Origin of the sequence: Bacillus haimaensis, assembly GCF_048270625.1 — a bacterium.
In the GTDB taxonomy this organism is placed as follows: Bacteria; Bacillota; Bacilli; order Bacillales; family Bacillaceae_I; genus Sutcliffiella_A; species Sutcliffiella_A haimaensis.
Genome location: NZ_CP158164.1, coordinates 2,257,013 through 2,273,643, shown reverse-complemented (window position 1 = coordinate 2,273,643; position 16,631 = coordinate 2,257,013). Strand labels below are relative to the sequence as shown.

The following is a 16,631-nucleotide window of genomic DNA, read 5'->3' as shown; positions in this document are numbered from 1 at the left end:
ACAAAAAGGAGGAAGAAAAATGGCAGCAAAAATGTATTATAACGATGATATTTCACAAGCGTCATTAAATGGGAAAACGGTTGCAGTGGTAGGGTATGGTTCGCAAGGTCATGCACATGCACAAAACTTAAGGGACAGTGGAGTGGAAGTGGTAGTAGGGGTTCGACCCGGAGGATCGTGGCAAAAGGCCCAGGAGGACGGATTCCAGGTATCTTCTGTAGCTGAGGCAGTGGCAAAGGCGGATGTTGTCATGGTCCTGCTCCCGGATGAAAGGCAGCCGGAAGTGTTCAAACAGGAAATCGAGCCACATTTGACTGCTGGCAAAGCGTTGGCTTTTGCACATGGATTCAATGTCCATTTCCATCAGGTTGTTCCACCGAAAGATGTAGATGTATTCTTAGTGGCACCTAAGGGACCAGGTCATCTTGTCAGACGCGTGTTTGAAGAAGGCGGAGGAGTTCCAGCTCTCTTTGCAGTCCACCAGGATGCCTCAGGGGAAGCGAAAGAAGTTGCTTTGGCCTACAGCAAAGCGGTTGGAGCGGGAAGAGCCGCGGTGATGGAAACATCGTTTAAAGAAGAAACGGAAACAGATCTATTCGGGGAGCAGGCTGTTCTGTGCGGAGGGACGACTTCGCTTGTGAAAGCTGGTTTCGAGACACTCGTGGAAGCGGGTTATCAGCCGGAAGTCGCGTACTTTGAGTGCTTGCATGAGCTGAAGCTGATTGTCGACCTATTATATGAGTCCGGTTTAGAAGGCATGAGATATAGCATCTCAGACACTGCACAATGGGGCGACTTTACAGCAGGTCCACGTGTAGTAAATGATGGAACCAAAGAAGAAATGAGAAAAATCCTATCGGAAATCCAATCAGGTCAGTTCGCAAAAGGATGGGTGCTCGAGAACCAAGTGAATCGACCGATGTTCCATGCAATCAATGAACAGGAAAAACAACACCCGCTCGAAGTGGTAGGAAGGGAGCTCCGCGCTAAAATGCCATTCATCCAATCGAAGAAGAAGGGAGTGGTTGGCAGTGCGAAAGGTTGACATATTTGATACCACATTAAGAGATGGGGAACAGTCAGCCGGAGTCAATCTTCACCCCCACGAAAAGCTCGAGATTGCACTTCAATTGGAAAGGTATGGTGTGGATGTGATGGAGGCAGGTTTTCCTGCTTCCTCCTATGGAGATTTCCAGGCGGTGCAGCAGATAGCCAGAACGATCAAGAATGCTACAGTAGTGGGACTTGCAAGAGCAGTGAAATCGGATATTGATGCAGTCTATGAAGCAGTAAAAGATGCAGCAAAACCCGGAATCCATGTTTTCTTGGCCACCTCACCCATCCATATGGAATATAAGCTGAAAAAGAAGCCGAAGGAAGTGGTGGAAGCGGCTGTAGAGGCTGTAGAATACGCTTGCCGCTTTTTTACACATGTGCAATGGTCGGCAGAGGATGCAACAAGAAGTGATTGGCCATTTCTGGCACATATCATTGAAAAGGTCATTGATGCCGGAGCAACTGTCATCAACCTCCCTGACACAGTTGGATATACAACACCAGCAGAATATGCTCAGTTATTCACATATATTAAAGATCATGTCCCCAACATTCATAAAGTTAAACTTTCGGCCCATTGCCATGACGATTTAGGGATGGCAGTCTCCAACTCATTATCAGCCATTCAAAGTGGTGTCGATCAGATCGAGGGCACCATTAACGGAATCGGAGAACGGGCAGGCAACGCCTCCTTAGAGGAAATCATCGTGGCACTGCAAATCAGAAAAGATGTCTACAGGGTGGAAACGAATATTGATCTGACCCAAACAGTCAGAACAAGTAATCTCGTCAGCAAGTTGACAGGAATGATTGTTCCTCAAAATAAAGCGGTAGTTGGAGCAAATGCTTTTGCACATGAATCCGGGATACACCAAGATGGCGTCCTGAAAAATAAAAGCACCTATGAAGTGATCAATCCGGAAATGGTCGGTCTCAACTCCAACAAGATGGTCCTAGGGAAACACTCCGGAAGCCATGCCTTCAAGCAAAGATGCGAGGAACTTGGCCTCTTTTTAAATGAAGAAGAAGGCAAGAAGCTGTTCAAGGCGTTCAAGGATTTGACGGTCAAAAAGAAAGAAGTGACAGAAGACGACATCTTTGCCCTTATGATGGACTCTTCGGTAAAGGGATTTTTTCCACATTATCGAATGGAAACCCTGCAAATCTCCTATGGATCTAATATTATTCCCACTACGACCATTGCCATCCAGACAGATGATGGGGCTGTTCTGCAAGAGTCGGCTACAGGAAAAGGGAGTGTCGAATCGGTCTATAACACAATATCCAGAATCCTTAAAAAAGATATTTCCCTATTGGATTACCGAATTCAATCTACAACCTATGGCAGCGATGCACTCGCTGAAGTATACGTGAAAATTAAGTGTGAGGGAGAAGTGAGCAGCGGAAGAGGAATTGAACATGATGTGTTGGAAGCATCCGCAAAAGCATATTTGGATGCAGTAAACAGGCTTTCCATCAAAGAAAAGTTTGCAAGATATTCATCCAAAGGAGTGGAGGTCAGTTGAGCAGCTTTAAAATTGCCGTGTTACCTGGTGACGGAATCGGTCCTGAGGTAGTAAAGGAAGCAGTCCTTCTACTTGAAGAGATCGGAACACAATATAATCATCAATTTGAATTTACGTATGGAAAAATTGGAGGAGTTGCCGTGGATGAAGCGGGAACTCCTCTTCCCGAAGAAACGGTGGAAATTTGTAAAAAGAGTGATGCCGTTCTCTTGGGGGCGGTTGGTGGACCGAAATGGGACAACGAAGCCCCTGAACGAAAGCCTGAGACCGGATTGCTCGGCATTCGAAAAGCTTTACAACTATATGCCAACCTGCGGCCTGTTACGCTGTTTTCATCCTTGATTCATAGTTCCCCGCTAAAAAGAGAGGTAGTTCTGGACACTGATATATTAATAGTCCGTGAACTTACAGGAGGCATCTACTTCGGATCTCCCAGGGAACGAAGAGTAGGAAAAAAGGGAGTGGAAGTGGTAGATACACTCTATTACACGGAACAGGAAATGGAACGCATTATCCGGAAAGGCTTTGAACTGGCACAAGGCCGAAAAAGAAAGCTGACGTCTGTGGATAAAGCGAATGTATTGGAAAGCAGCAGACTCTGGCGAGAGGTGGCGAACCGGGTTGCTTCAGATTATCCGGAAGTGGAATTAAGTCATATGCTTGTCGACAATGCAGCGATGCAGCTGATCCGTAATCCTAGGCAATTTGATGTCATTGTGACGGAAAACATGTTTGGGGATATATTGAGTGACGAAGCATCGATGCTGACAGGCTCACTAGGTATGCTGCCGTCAGCAAGCTTGGGAGTGGAAGGTCCAGGTCTCTATGAACCTATTCATGGTTCAGCACCTGATATTGCAGGAAAGGATATTGCCAATCCACTTGCCACCATTTTATCGGTAGCGTTGCTTTTGAGGCATTCACTGGGATTAATAGATGAAGCAGATGCAATCGAGAAAGCTGTGGAACAAGCCCTTGAACATGGATATCGTACGCATGATATTGGTAGTGAATGGGAGAGAGTGCTGTGTACCACACAAATGGGAGAAGTGGTAAGAGGCTACCTGAAGGCACCTATCAAGAGCTGATAGAAAAAGTAATGGATATTATAATGCGGAAGGTGAGTGACATGCAGCCGAGAACATTATTCGAAAAGATTTGGGATCAGCATACAGTCGTGAAAGAAGACAATAAACCCAATTTATTATACATTGATTTGCATCTGGTACATGAGGTCACATCTCCCCAGGCTTTTGAAGGATTAAGATTGAACGGCAGAAAGGTCAGACAGCCAGAACTCACATTTGCCACCATGGACCATAACGTGCCAACGATAAATCCTTTTCATGTCACAGATGAGATTGCTGCGAAACAGATGAGTACCTTGGAAAAAAACTGCAAGGAATTCGGTATCCGTTTGGCAGATTTGAATAGTGCCGATCAAGGGATTGTCCATGTAATAGGCCCCGAATTGGGTCTGACCCTTCCAGGGAAGACGATTGTGTGCGGAGATAGCCATACCTCTACACACGGGGCATTTGGTGCTTTGGCATTTGGAATCGGCACAAGCGAAGTGGAGCATGTCCTTGCAACTCAATGCCTGTGGCAATCCAAACCGAAAACATTGAAGGTAGAATTCAAAGGGCTAAGGCCACTTGGGGTATCAGCCAAAGATATCATCCTAGCAGTAATCGCAAAATACGGGACGGCTTTCGGTACAGGATACGTCCTGGAGTTTACAGGGAAAGTCATCGAAGACATGTCCATGGAGGAAAGGATGACCATTTGCAATATGGCGATTGAGGCTGGTGCTCGGGCGGGTCTTGTTGCCCCGGATGAAACCACCTACTCCTATCTGAAAGGAAGAAAATATGCACCTGTAGGGGAAGAACGAGATCGTGCCGAGGTGGAGTGGTACGCGTTAAAATCGGATGTAGGTGCAGTATATGATAAAGTGATAGAATTTGATATCACCAATCTCGAACCTCAAGTCACCTGGGGAACCAACCCTTCGATGGGGACATCAATCAGTGGTTTGGTGCCAGACCCTACAGATATCCAAAGTGAAACAGAAAAAAAGTCTGTTGCACAAGCCATCGAATATATGGGATTGCAGCCAGGAATGAAGATTACAGATATTATCATCGACTATGTCTTCATCGGTTCCTGTACCAACTCCCGAATAGAAGATCTGCGAGAGGCAGCAGAGGTTGTTAATGGGAGAACAGTTTCTCCTGGTGTGACAGCTTTAGTGGTCCCAGGATCTAAAAGTGTAAAGCAGCAAGCAGAATCAGAGGGCTTACATGAAGTATTTTTGGAAGCCGGTTTTGAATGGAGAGAAGCGGGATGCAGCATGTGCCTTAGCATGAATCCTGACGTCGTTCCAGCTGGAAAGCGCTGTGCCTCCACCTCCAACCGGAACTTTGAAGGTAGACAAGGAAGAGGTGCCCGCACGCATCTCGTCAGTCCTGCAATGGCAGCAGCTGCCGCTGTAAAAGGACATTTTGTTCATGTAAACGAACTGAGGGTTGAAAAGGAGGGGGTTTTGTAATGGAACCACTTGTTACTCATACCGGAAAAGTCATCCCCTTGGATAAAGCCAATGTGGACACAGATCAGATCATTCCTAAGCAATTTCTAAAAAGAATTGAACGAACTGGATTTGGCCAGTTTCTATTCTACGATTGGAGATTTGACGACCAAGGACAGCCAAACGAGAAATTTGTGATGAATAGAGCAGAATACGACGGTGCATCCATCCTATTGGCGCGCAGCAATTTTGGCTGCGGCTCCTCTAGAGAGCATGCTCCCTGGGCACTCTTGGATTATGGAATTAAAGTGGTGATTTCGTCCTCATTTGCAGATATCTTCTATAATAACTGCTTTAAAAATGGGATATTGCCTATTTGTTTAACAGAAGAGGAGGTGGAGGAGCTATTTCAAAATGCCGAATCAGGCAATCTGAAAGTCACAGTAGACCTGGAACTTCAAGAGCTTTCTACGAGTGAAGGTGATATCTATTCCTTTGAAACCGACCCATATCGAAAAAAGATGCTGTTAAAAGGACTTGATGATATCGGGTTGACGGAGATGTATCAAAATGAAATTTTAACCTATGAAAATAAGAGACTATCAAATAGATTAGTGTAAATCAGAGACTGAACGTTCTCTACTAAAAATTTGCATTGTGAAAATGACCCTGATATCAAAACAGGGTCATTTTTTCTGTCAAAAAAAATAATATATGAAACTTTTAATTATGAAAGGCGTATATAAATTGTTGGGGCTAATAGCGGTATATTGAAAAAATGTTATATTTACCCTTTTAAAGGGTAAGCAGTAGGGTGGATAAAAAAAGAAATGTGAACAGGAGAGGATCAAGTGAGAGTGTTGAAGATGTGGTTGGTGGGTATTCTGGCGGTAATGATTTTGGCTGCTTGTGGAAATTCAACGACCGGAAATGGTGAACAGAATAATGCGTCATCAAACAATAAGGAAGCCAACAGTGTAACAGAGGCAGAAGAGCAGGATAATAAGGAGAACCAATCCATGATGGCTGATGAGGTTCTTCAAAAATCAATGGAAGCAATGGCAGCACTTAACAGCTATAGCATGGAGATGACTTCCGAGCAGGAAATCACGATGGAAGGGGAAGAGCCAATCAATATGGTCACCTCCACCAAGACGGACATGACACTTGATCCTGTTGCGATGTATCAAGTAAACTCCATGGAAGATGCAGAAAGCATGATGGAGGGAATGGAGACGGAATCTTACTTTACTGCAGAAGGTTTTTTCATCTTTGACCAGATGGCAGGGCAATGGTTTAAAATGCCTGATGAGTTTGCTTCAGAATTGAATTCCTTATCTGACATGCAGACCAATCCTGCCCAGCAGCTTGAGATGCTGAAAGGGTATTCCGATGAAATGAAGCTGACGGAAGAGGGGGATGTATACATACTTAACTTCTCTGGTTCCGGTGAGCAATACAATGAAATGATTTCCATGTTCGGCAGTATGATGGGCGAGGAGATGGGTGGCATGATGGAAGAGATGATGTCCATGATGTCTATCAATCAGCTGGACTATGAACTTCATATTGACAAGAAAACCTTCTACCAAACGAAAATTGTCATGATGATGGATATGGAAATGGATATCGAAGGGGAAAAAGTAACAAGCATCCAGAACATGAATTCAACCCTTTCAAACTTTGATGAGGTGGGCGATATCACGATTCCACAGGAGGTTTTGGATACTGCTGAAGAAATTTCCCTTGAAGATATGCAGCAGATGGAAAACACCAATCAAGATGGTGGTGTGTAAGGGGAATGTAAAAAGGACGAAAAGCAGGAAATGGCTTTTCGTCCTTTTTAATGGAACAATCATTTTACGCGTAATTTAACTGGCTCATAATCATACAGTTTACCTTCATACATCCATTCCAAACGGTCGCTTTTGCGGAAATCATCCGGTGTGACAAGGGAAGGGAGCTTTTCCCAGAGCTTGATTCCGGATCTGTGCAGGACATCGGAGACAAATTGCGAACAGAAATAAGTGGAGTCGATTTCAACCGGTTCATTGATGGAAACGCCAAGTACACCTAAAAGGTTATAGAACCATTTCTTCTCCTTCTTCTGAAAGACCCCGATGATACGTCTCATCTTCTCAACTTCCCTTTCCGTAACAGGCAGTTTATAGATGACACATGTGGTGCGGGATAATTACGGTAGGTGCCAAACTCGACATCCTCTTTGACAAATCCGCCATTCAGCGGGTTACTCGGTTTCTTGCGACCAAAACTGTATAGCTCCATCAAAGCTGAATCAAAAGACAACGATACGTGGTTGTAGGGTGCCTTTGTGTATTTTTTTATGGAACGGGTAAATAGTGTACCGGTATCTGTCAGTAAAATATAGACGCATGCTTGATTCATCATTAATCAAACCCCAGACTTATAGAATAATAGAAAGAATTCTCCCTCTTATTATACAATTTCCCTTGACCAAAATTAACCATTAATTTCATAATAAAGAAGAGATAGGGGGAAAAACATGTTCATGTTCGAAATAGAAGCGGTCATTACTTTACTGGTCATTGCTTTAGGGCTTATTGTTTTCAGCCTTGCTTTATTGTTTGTTAAAAAGAAAAATCCATCTAAGGATTTATCGGATCTATCTGTCCGGTCCAAAACCTGGTGGGGGATGCTAGTGGTCTTCAGTTTTGCCACACTCTTTCATCCTATGGTTTCATTATTCGCACTTATGTTTTTATGTTTCTTTTCATTAAAAGAGTATTTTTCCATATTAAAAACCCGGAAGGTGGATCGGCAGCTGTTCCTATGGGCATATCTTTCGATACCTCTCCAATTTTATTGGATCTATATAGGCTGGTATGGCATGTTTATTGTGTTTATCCCGGTGTATGTCTTTCTCTTCTTGCCCTTGCCTCGAATCCTAGGGAAAGGGACAGTCGGTTTTCTTCGTTCGGTGAGCTCCACGCAATGGGGATTGATGCTGATGGTGTTCGGATTGAGTCATCTAGCGTTCTATCAGACGGCATCACCGGAATACGGTGCCAACCTTGTACTCTTTTTGGTTGTCCTTACACAACTTCATGACGTAGTCCAGTTCCTCGTATCCGTCTTTATTGGAAAAAGGAAGGTCGTACCTTCCTCCAACCCGAATATTACCTGGGAAGGATTTATCATTTCCACATTTGTGACGACAGGTGCCTCCTATAACCTGTATGCCTACCTGACACCTTTGGATGAGCTTTTCGGGATTTTATCCGGTTTGATTATCAGTGTTGCCTGCTTTGGAGGAAGCTTAGCGGTTTCTGTGTTAAAACGGGACCTTCTGATCGGAGAGAACGAAAAATCCGCTGTGATTAAGAAAAGCTATTTGACACGCGTGGACAGTCTGGCATATTCGGCACCGATCTTCTTCCATGTGATCCGCTATTATTTTGACTTTATGTAGGCATCAATCATGGTATGATAGATGCATCAATTTTAGAAAGATTGAGAGGTGAAACAGTAATGTTTAGTGAAAAAGAAAAAATGCTTGCAGGGGAATTATATGAGCCATGGGACGAGCAGCTTCAGGCCGAAAGAATAGAAGCCAGAAGACTAGTAAGATTAATAAATGGAACAACCGAAACTGAAACAGACAAAAGGGTCCAGCTATTGAAGGAGCTTTTCGGCTCCACAGGCGAACATGTATTTCTAGAGCCGAATTTCCGTTGTGATTACGGCTACAACATCCATGTTGGGGAGAACTTCTTTGCCAACTTTGACTGTTGCATTTTGGATGTTTGCAAAGTCGAGTTCGGTGACAATTGCATGCTGGCACCAGGTGTCCATATCTATACAGCTACACATCCGATCGACCCGGTAGAAAGAAGCAAGGGACCTGAATACGGGAAGCCCGTCAAGATTGGAAACAATGTCTGGCTTGGAGGCTCATCTGTCATCAACCCCGGAGTAACAATAGGGGATAATGTGGTGGTAGCCTCTGGCGCAGTGGTGACAAAGGACGTTCCACCAAATGTGATTGTTGGAGGAAATCCTGCAAGAATCATTAAAGAGATTGAAGTAAAATAATAGAATGTATCATGAATCAGGGGAATCGCTGCATATAATGTAACGATTCTTCTTTTTTATGCCATTATTAGCAAAAGGATTTTCACTCCTTTTTATCGAAACATACATACTAGGAGATTTGGAGCGGGAGGGACGAGTTGTTGGAAAAAGAGGAGCATTCATTATTTGATCAGCCGGTCATTGCCTTCGGTTTACCCATTCTAATCATGCTTTTCGGCGTTTTTCTGCTTGTGGAAGCACATAACTCCGGAAAGCTAAAATACATACCAGTCGTGTTTATTCTCCTTGGGCTGTCAGAAATCATTAGGGCCGTTATGAGACGCCACTACCGTCCTACGAAAAGAAAGCGTGCCGAAATCAACCAAAAAAGTGGACATGTCGCCTACATACTAATGGCCACAAGCGTGGTTTTTTCTGTGCTTCTTTTGATCATGGAAAAGATATCGGTGGAAATGGTTCTGTATGTACAGCTTTCCATGGCGATTGTGGTGTACCCGCTTTTGAAGCTGATTCTACTTGTTCGGCATTTTGACTGAAAAAAGAAATCCATTATGCCTGTGTGGTGGCTAATGGGTTTCTTTTTTTAGCCGCTACTTTTTCAATTCTTTCAGTGAATAGAAGGTACCCCTCCACACGATGCCACCGCGTATGGCTGTCAGAATGGTGGCTCTGATAATACTGTAAATGAAAAGGACTGCAGTGATTGGCAGGGCGATAAAATACTTGTTGGCGCCTTCAGTCATTTTATCAGCAGTCTGGTTATAGGACAGAAACAACAACAGGATGCTAATTGCATATAAAACTCTTGTAGACCCATTTGTCATGACCAATGCAAGATACGGCCAGATCTGTGAAGCAAAAAGTCCTGTAACGGCAACAAGGACCATCAGGTAGCTATAGAAAAGACCAGCAAATGTATTCTTCTCAAGTCCAATCAATGCGGCCATCAAAGAAGGGTACCATTCCACGGAAAGGTTCTTCTGCCCTAACGCAAGATGCTGTTTTTTACCTGACCGCTTTACCTTTTGTCCGAGTATAAGGTCATCATCCGGGCGCATTTTCAACTGTTCATGTGTACCTGCATGAAGATAGGCTTCCCGTGTAAGGAGATTGAAAGCGCCAATTCCGATAGCCGTATTACTTTTAGGGTCATTGGATTTCCATGGCCTCTTAAAATAGGAAAAACCGAAAAGGAAAAAAGAGACAAAAGCGTTTGTCCAGTAGCCTTTCCCTTTAAGATTTGGAGCCAATGTCAAATGATCAAGCTTTTCTTGATACAGATATGAGAGCGCCTTGGCAATCGTGTCCTTTTCATAATAGATATCCGCATCGGTAAAAAGGATGAGCTCCCCTTTGCTTGCTAAAAATCCCTGCTGAAGGGCATGATTCTTTCCAAGCCACCCTGATGGAAGAGCGGAAAGGTGGATCACGTTCATTCTTGGTTCCATTTCTGCTATCTGATCCAGTATGACTCCTGTCTGATCTGTTGATCGGTCATTGACGACAATCCATTCAATGTGGGGGTATGACTGTGAGAATTGGGACTGAAGACTGCCCTTGATGTGTTCCTGCTCATTTCTTGCAGCAACAATGATGGAGAGCAGAGGATTATGTTTAATAGTTTTTTTGTTTATTGGAATCTGTTCCAGCTTGGTTATTTTTTTCATGCCAATGGTTGCATCAATCCATACAACGAACCAGAATATGCAGGTGAAAGCCGCTAAGTAGATCATCCATTCACGCCCCCTTGTTTACTTATCATAGCAAATGAGGAAGGCGAGGAACAAAATATCAGGGTCCCGATACTTCATTCATTTTCTATAAAAAAGGGAACACCTGCTTTAAACAGGATGTTCCCCTTTTTGTATCGCTAAAAATATATTCAAAATTAAGAATATAAACTCAGGAATAAACGCTGGCACATGTTCCAGGTTTTGGTTCATAAAAACAATGTTGTTTAAATTGACCAGTAAAAGGTTGATCATACCATGTTGGAGGACATGGTGCATAGGGATTAAAATACCAAAGTGCATATTTCGCTGGGTGCTGTCTCCAAGAATTCAAATTCTGTTTTGCTAATCTTTTTTCAACCCCTCTCGCTCTGTTATAAAATACATTACCCTTTTGAACAGCTTCAAAAGAATAATTCCCACCTTGTACATGAAAAATGACTTGTGGAATGGTTCTTATAGTTTTAAAGTCTAAACAATCCGCTACTGCACGATTAACAATTACATTTCCAACATACAGCATTCCTTGCTTTCCTTCGCCTTCTGCTTCGGCACGCATCATCCTTGCCATTAAGGCCACGTCTGAATCGGTATATTTTACTCTTGCCATTTATCTCACCCCACCCATATTGTATGAAAAAAGCCTAAATTGATGTCATTATTTAAGTGTTTTTACAATATATGCATCCAAACGGAACCGGTTAAAAACGAAAGCCTTTAAAAAGAACTGCATGCAGTTAAGAATTTTTTGACAATTAACTTTTAATGTATAGTACAATATTCATAAAAATGGATGGATATTTCTAATGGAGGGTAATTATGGAATTGAAAAAAGAAGCCTTGAGACTATTGGCAGCCGTCCTCATTGCCACTGTGTTTTTAATTTTGATGGTGTTCTTTCCCAGAACACAGGAAGTAATGGTATATGGACCTGCTGGGACATTGGACTTTGGATATAGATTGGACATCAACCAGTATAAGGCAGACATCGTTCGATATTTTCAACATATTTGGAAGGAGAGAAGCTTGGGTGGGACGATGTTTCAAACGGTTAGTGTGGAAGAGGAAATTGCACGCTATTATCCTAAAAGTCTGCTGATAATAGGAATTTCCTTTCTATTAAGCATAGGTTTTGGAGTATGGAAAGGGATATTCGATTACCGGAACATGAATACGAAAAAAAATCTTCTGGGAAATGGCACAACATGGGCGTTCCAATCCATTCCTGATTTCTTTGTTGTGTTCGTCTTCTTTTGTATATCCTTTTATTTTCTTCCTCATGAAAGAATTTTCAGCAACAGCAACTGGTACAGCTTTCTGGCACCCGCCATTCTTGTTTCTATCTATCCGACCATGTTTGTGGCAAGGCTGACCTGTGTATCCCTGCTCAACCAGGATGGACAAGATTACATTAGGACCGCATTTTCGAAAGGATACAAAGCCAAACAGGTCATCTATAAACATATACTTAGAAATAGTTCAATAGATATGGTGGGCAACCTACCTACTATCATGATTGTCATCATCTCCAATCTTTTGATGGTGGAGTACCTCACAGGTTTTGAAGGAGCGGCCAACCGCCTATTCGTAGCCATGGGAGGCAGACAGATTTCCGGATATACAGCTCCTATAGAAGCAGAGCTTGTCTTGGGGCTGGCATTCTGTTTTATGATCACTGTGCTAGCTGTACATATTCTGAAATTGGCATTATTAGCAAAACTGGTTAAAAAGGGGTGAGGGGTACGATGCTACATAATAAATATTTGTCTATAGGTACATTTTTATTATTTATTTTACTTCTAATGGCATTGGCCGGACCTTTTATTCCTTATGTCAAAGAAGGTATTGAAGGCTCGAGGGTGCTTTTCCCGGAGCGTGGTGTGATAGAGACTGCACCATTCCCACCATCTGCAGACTTTCCAACCGGTTCGGACCGTGAAGGCAGAAATCTTATCAGCGTGCTTGTTATGGGGGCAAAGGACACGTTGGTTGTCATCTTCTGCATCGCTTTTATCCGATACACCTTTGGAATCATACTAGGAACGATCGCTTCTTTCAGAGGGAAGTTCCTCTCTAATCTTCTTAATATCTGGGACCAGACATTTTCAAGCCTGCCGGTCATTTTTTTCACGATCCTGTTTCTCAATCTTCCCTTTTTGATATTTTTAGAAACTAGATTCTGGGTAGTGATCATCAGTATCGCTTTGGTGGAGGTTGGTAGGGTAGGAGTGCTGATCAGGGATCATCTCCTGCAGATAAAAGGGACTCCATATGTGGAGGCGGGCATCGTAGTTGGGCTCACCCCAATTGGTTTGGCGAAAAACTATTACCTTCCCAATCTGCTACCGACACTTGTCGTCAACTTCTGCTTTGATATTGGAAGAGTCGCCTTGATTATTGGCCAGCTTGGGATTTTCTCGATATTTGTGACCCAGGAATTTGTACAACTTGGATATGGATCAGGAGAAATAAGGAATACAAGCTTCAATTGGCCAACCATATTGGGAGAAGCGAGAAAGGACATCTACACAGCCATTTGGATTCCCATAAACGCCGCCGTAGCTATCATGTTTGTTGTGTTTACTTTCAATATCCTTGGTGAAGGACTTAGAAAATACTTTCATCGATTAGGAGCATAATGAATGTTGCATCTCACTTTAGTTCAAAGGGCACTCCCTTCGTAAACTCTCACATTAATGAATGATTTCCTTGCTACAGGGTAAGTATTAGAGAAGGATAGGAACCGCGTGTAATTTATCATAAGCAGTTCTTTTGCATCTGGAAAGCTTGTCTGAAATAATGGCTGATAAACCTTGCAAGGAGTGTGATAGGGATGAGAGTACTAGTAGTTGGTGCAAATGGACAGATAGGTTCCAAACTCGTTGGAATGCTTCTGGAGGATGATAGATATACGCCTGTTGCCATGGTTAGAAAAGAGGAGCAGTCGGAGAAATTCCAGAGTGAAGGCATTGATACAGTACTTGCCGATTTGGAAGGGCAGGTAAAGGACCTTGAATATGCAGTGAAAGGGAATGATGCCATCATTTTCACCGCAGGATCTGGTGGCAGTACTGGGCTGGACAAAACCTTGCTCATAGACCTTGACGGTGCAGTCAAGGTGATGGAGGCGGCAGAAAATGCACATGTTAACCGGTTCATTCTCGTAAGTGCCCTGCAGGCTCACAATAGGGAAAACTGGAACGAAGAATTAAGACCTTATTATGTCGCAAAGCATTATGCTGATAAAATGCTGGAAGCAAGCAGTCTGGATTATACAATCGTCCGTCCTGGAGGGCTTTTGAATGACTCTGGTACCGGGAGCATACAACTGGGATTGAACCTTGAAAGAGGCTCCATTCCCCGTGAAGATGTTGCAAAAACCTTATTGGAGGTCATATCGGCTCCAAATAGCTATCGTAAAGCTTTCGATGTCATCTCAGGTGAAGTTGCCATTGAAAAGGCGATAAAAGAAATTAATTAGTAATTTTTTGAAACTAAAGCCCCTATTCATTCGTTATAGTAAAAGACGGATGAATAGGGGTTTTTATGCATGAAAAAGAAAAAATGGATAAAGAGGCTATTACCATTCGGTATTTTTTTAGCCGTGTATATATTAATTGTTCACATCTTCATCTATCAGGCTGCAAAAGAACAACCTCCAAGCGACCTTGATTATTTGATTGTACTTGGTGCAAGGGTGAGAGGGGAACAGATGACATTGGCATTACGTTATAGAGTGGAAGCCGCTCTGAAATACCTCGAAGAAAATCCCGACACGAAGGTCATCGTTTCCGGCGGACAGGGACCGGGAGAAGATATCACAGAGGCCGAAGCAATGGAGCGATTTCTTCTGAAAAATGGTGTGAGTCGGGAGAGGATCATCAAAGAGGGGCTTTCCACGACCACCTATGAAAACCTTAGTTTTTCTAAACAGTTTATAGAGGAAGGGTCATCAGTTGCTATCGTAAGCAATGACTTCCATCTATTCCGGGCATCCATAATAGCCGAGCGCCTTGGTTTCCATGAGGTACATACACTTCCTGGGAAAACCCCGAAAATAGCGATTTTTAAGCTTTGGACACGGGAGTATTTTGCAGTTGCGAAGACTTGGTTGGTGGATCGGTAGTAGGGTGCAGTTGGTATCCTTTCCAAAATAATAGTCAAGGTAAGAGACATCAGGAAATGACAGCCTGATGTATTTTTGGGTCTTTGCCTGATTTGCTTTATAATAGTCTTAATCAAATAAGTTGAGGTGAAGCAATGGAGTATCTTCTTTCGCAGATCATTTTCAGTTTTATTGCTTCGACCGGGTTCGGAGTAATCTTTAATGCACCCAGGAATTCCTTGATCCATTGCGGGTTTGTAGGAATGGTCGGGTGGATTTCATACATACTTTTAGCTGATTCCGGAGTAGATCCTGTTATCTCTTCTTTTGTAGGGGCTTTTGCCGTTGCATTGATAGGCCATATCATGGCGAAAAGATTCCGGATGCCCATGATCATTTTCAGCGTGGCAGGCATCATCCCGCTTGTTCCAGGAGGATTGGCTTATAATGCGATGAGACAGGTGGCGGAAAATGACTACCTTGCCGCGATTCCTCTCGCTGCCAAAGCATTTATGATATCAGGTGCGATAGCCATGGGGCTGGTATTTGCAGAGGTTATTGTGCAAATTGTAATGAAGGCGTTCAGAAAACCAAATGGGGTCACTGGTAATGAGGTGGGAAAATGAAAAATTTGGTAGGATACGATGAAGAACAGGTACTGAAGGTTTGCCTTCTTGCTGGCCGAATCATGATGGAGAGCGGAGCGGAGACATACAGGGTGGAGGATACGATGACACGCATAGCTGCAGCGTATGGCATCACGGAAGCACACAGTTTTGTCACCCCTACTGGAATAATAGTTTCCTTACAGGGGGTAAGCCCGACTCAACTGGTGAGAATCAGTAATCGGACCACTGATTTGGAAAAAGTGGCCAGGGTAAATGGTATTTCGAGGAGGATAGCAGGTGGAAGCCTGGATGTGGATGAAGCTTTAGTGTTGTTAAAAGAGCTGGAATCAGCACAGCTGTTTTTTTCGAATTGGCTGCAAATTGCAGCTGCTGCACTGTTAAGCGGATCGTTTCTCATTATGTTCAAAGGTGTCTGGATAGACTTTTTTCCAGCTATGATTGTAGGTGGAATCGGATACTCGGGCTTGTTGGCCATTCAACATTACACAAAAGTAAAATTCTTTGCTGAGTTCATTTCAGCATTGATTATCGGCCTACTCGCTTTCCAGCTGGTCGGAATCGGGTTAGGGCAGGAACTCGACAAGATAATCATTGCTTCCGTCATGCCACTTGTACCGGGACTTTTGATAACCAACGCCGTCCGTGACTTGATGGCCGGTCACTTCGTATCAGGCCTGTCAAAAGGAGCGGAAGCGTTTCTTACCGCGTTTGCAATTGGTGCAGGTGTGGCGGTGGTGTTTTTGTGAGTGGTTGCAAGGAGGGGAGCGAGGGTGCTTCCTTTTTTTAAATGGTTTGAGCAGGGACAAATAGACGGCGGTAGGCATGATTTGTCGAATTGTGCGTTTTATCGATATCTTGGTTGATTTCGTTGATATCTGAAAATTCTCGTTGATAAAAATTTATTTTCATTGATATCGCTTACAGAATCATTGATATATTAATATTTTCGTTGATATCCCGAATTTACGCTATAAAAAACAA

General features: G+C 43.3%; 17 protein-coding genes and 1 pseudogene. 15 read left to right on the top strand and 3 right to left on the bottom strand.

Annotation, left to right across the window (positions count from 1 at the left end):
* The first annotated feature begins 19 nt into the window (after positions 1-19).
* The 6 genes from ilvC (at position 20) to ABN702_RS11525 (ending at position 6,908) form a co-directional block, all read left to right on the top strand.
* Entirely contained in the window at positions 20-1,045 is a 1,026-nt protein-coding gene (ilvC, locus tag ABN702_RS11550; RefSeq protein WP_417897009.1) for a ketol-acid reductoisomerase, read from the top strand.
* Entirely contained in the window at positions 1,032-2,582 is a 1,551-nt protein-coding gene (locus ABN702_RS11545; RefSeq protein ID WP_417900782.1) for a 2-isopropylmalate synthase, read from the top strand. Before ilvC ends, ABN702_RS11545 begins: the two co-directional genes overlap by 14 nt.
* Positions 2,579-3,670, top strand: a complete 1,092-nt coding sequence (gene leuB, locus ABN702_RS11540; protein ID WP_417900781.1) for a 3-isopropylmalate dehydrogenase — start codon at positions 2,579-2,581, stop codon at positions 3,668-3,670. Before ABN702_RS11545 ends, leuB begins: the two co-directional genes overlap by 4 nt.
* Before the next feature lie 41 nt (positions 3,671-3,711).
* Positions 3,712-5,133, top strand: coding sequence for a 3-isopropylmalate dehydratase large subunit (gene leuC / locus ABN702_RS11535; RefSeq protein WP_417900883.1), 1,422 nt, complete (start codon positions 3,712-3,714; stop codon positions 5,131-5,133).
* On the top strand, positions 5,133-5,732 hold the full coding sequence (gene leuD / locus ABN702_RS11530; protein ID WP_417900780.1) for a 3-isopropylmalate dehydratase small subunit: 600 nt from the start codon (positions 5,133-5,135) through the stop codon (positions 5,730-5,732). The genes leuC and leuD overlap by 1 nt, the downstream gene beginning before the upstream one ends.
* Before the next feature lie 231 nt (positions 5,733-5,963).
* Entirely contained in the window at positions 5,964-6,908 is a 945-nt protein-coding gene (locus ABN702_RS11525) for a DUF6612 family protein (protein ID WP_417900779.1), read from the top strand.
* A 59-nt stretch (positions 6,909-6,967) separates the two neighbouring features.
* Here the strand turns inward: ABN702_RS11525 and ABN702_RS11520 are convergent.
* Positions 6,968-7,521, bottom strand: a pseudogene (locus tag ABN702_RS11520) (hypothetical protein).
* Positions 7,522-7,636: 115 nt separating this feature from the next.
* Here ABN702_RS11520 and ABN702_RS11515 point away from each other — a divergent pair.
* The 3 genes from ABN702_RS11515 (at position 7,637) to ABN702_RS11505 (ending at position 9,722) form a co-directional block, all read left to right on the top strand.
* Positions 7,637-8,563: a phosphatidate cytidylyltransferase gene (locus ABN702_RS11515; protein ID WP_417900778.1), complete on the top strand. Its 927-nt coding sequence runs from the start codon at positions 7,637-7,639 to the stop codon at positions 8,561-8,563.
* A 59-nt stretch (positions 8,564-8,622) separates the two neighbouring features.
* Positions 8,623-9,186, top strand: coding sequence for a maltose acetyltransferase domain-containing protein (locus tag ABN702_RS11510; RefSeq protein ID WP_417900777.1), 564 nt, complete (start codon positions 8,623-8,625; stop codon positions 9,184-9,186).
* Between the two features lie 137 nt (positions 9,187-9,323).
* A complete protein-coding gene (locus ABN702_RS11505) occupies positions 9,324-9,722 on the top strand; it encodes a hypothetical protein (RefSeq protein WP_417900776.1) in 399 nt (132 codons plus the stop codon).
* 54 nt (positions 9,723-9,776) lie between these two features.
* Here ABN702_RS11505 and ABN702_RS11500 read toward each other — a convergent pair whose 3' ends face one another.
* Positions 9,777-10,919: a glycosyltransferase gene (locus ABN702_RS11500; protein ID WP_417900775.1), complete on the bottom strand. Its 1,143-nt coding sequence runs from the start codon at positions 10,917-10,919 to the stop codon at positions 9,777-9,779.
* Positions 10,920-11,088: 169 nt separating this feature from the next.
* Complete coding sequence (locus ABN702_RS11495) at positions 11,089-11,526, bottom strand: cell wall hydrolase (protein WP_417900774.1); 438 nt, start codon at positions 11,524-11,526, stop codon at positions 11,089-11,091.
* Between the two features lie 209 nt (positions 11,527-11,735).
* Between ABN702_RS11495 and ABN702_RS11490 the strand changes: the two genes are divergently transcribed.
* The 6 genes from ABN702_RS11490 (at position 11,736) to ABN702_RS11465 (ending at position 16,396) form a co-directional block, all read left to right on the top strand.
* Positions 11,736-12,653, top strand: a complete 918-nt coding sequence (locus tag ABN702_RS11490; RefSeq protein WP_417900773.1) for an ABC transporter permease subunit — start codon at positions 11,736-11,738, stop codon at positions 12,651-12,653.
* 8 nt (positions 12,654-12,661) lie between these two features.
* Complete coding sequence (locus ABN702_RS11485) at positions 12,662-13,555, top strand: ABC transporter permease (RefSeq protein WP_417900772.1); 894 nt, start codon at positions 12,662-12,664, stop codon at positions 13,553-13,555.
* A 194-nt stretch (positions 13,556-13,749) separates the two neighbouring features.
* Positions 13,750-14,397 (top strand): SDR family oxidoreductase, encoded by a 648-nt coding sequence (locus ABN702_RS11480; RefSeq protein WP_417900771.1) that lies wholly within the window; start codon positions 13,750-13,752, stop codon positions 14,395-14,397.
* 69 nt (positions 14,398-14,466) lie between these two features.
* Positions 14,467-15,042, top strand: coding sequence for a YdcF family protein (locus ABN702_RS11475; protein WP_417900770.1), 576 nt, complete (start codon positions 14,467-14,469; stop codon positions 15,040-15,042).
* A gap of 134 nt (positions 15,043-15,176) precedes the next feature.
* Positions 15,177-15,647: a threonine/serine exporter family protein gene (locus ABN702_RS11470; RefSeq protein WP_417900769.1), complete on the top strand. Its 471-nt coding sequence runs from the start codon at positions 15,177-15,179 to the stop codon at positions 15,645-15,647.
* Positions 15,644-16,396, top strand: coding sequence for a threonine/serine exporter family protein (locus ABN702_RS11465; protein ID WP_417900768.1), 753 nt, complete (start codon positions 15,644-15,646; stop codon positions 16,394-16,396). Before ABN702_RS11470 ends, ABN702_RS11465 begins: the two co-directional genes overlap by 4 nt.
* Positions 16,397-16,631 lie beyond the last annotated feature (235 nt).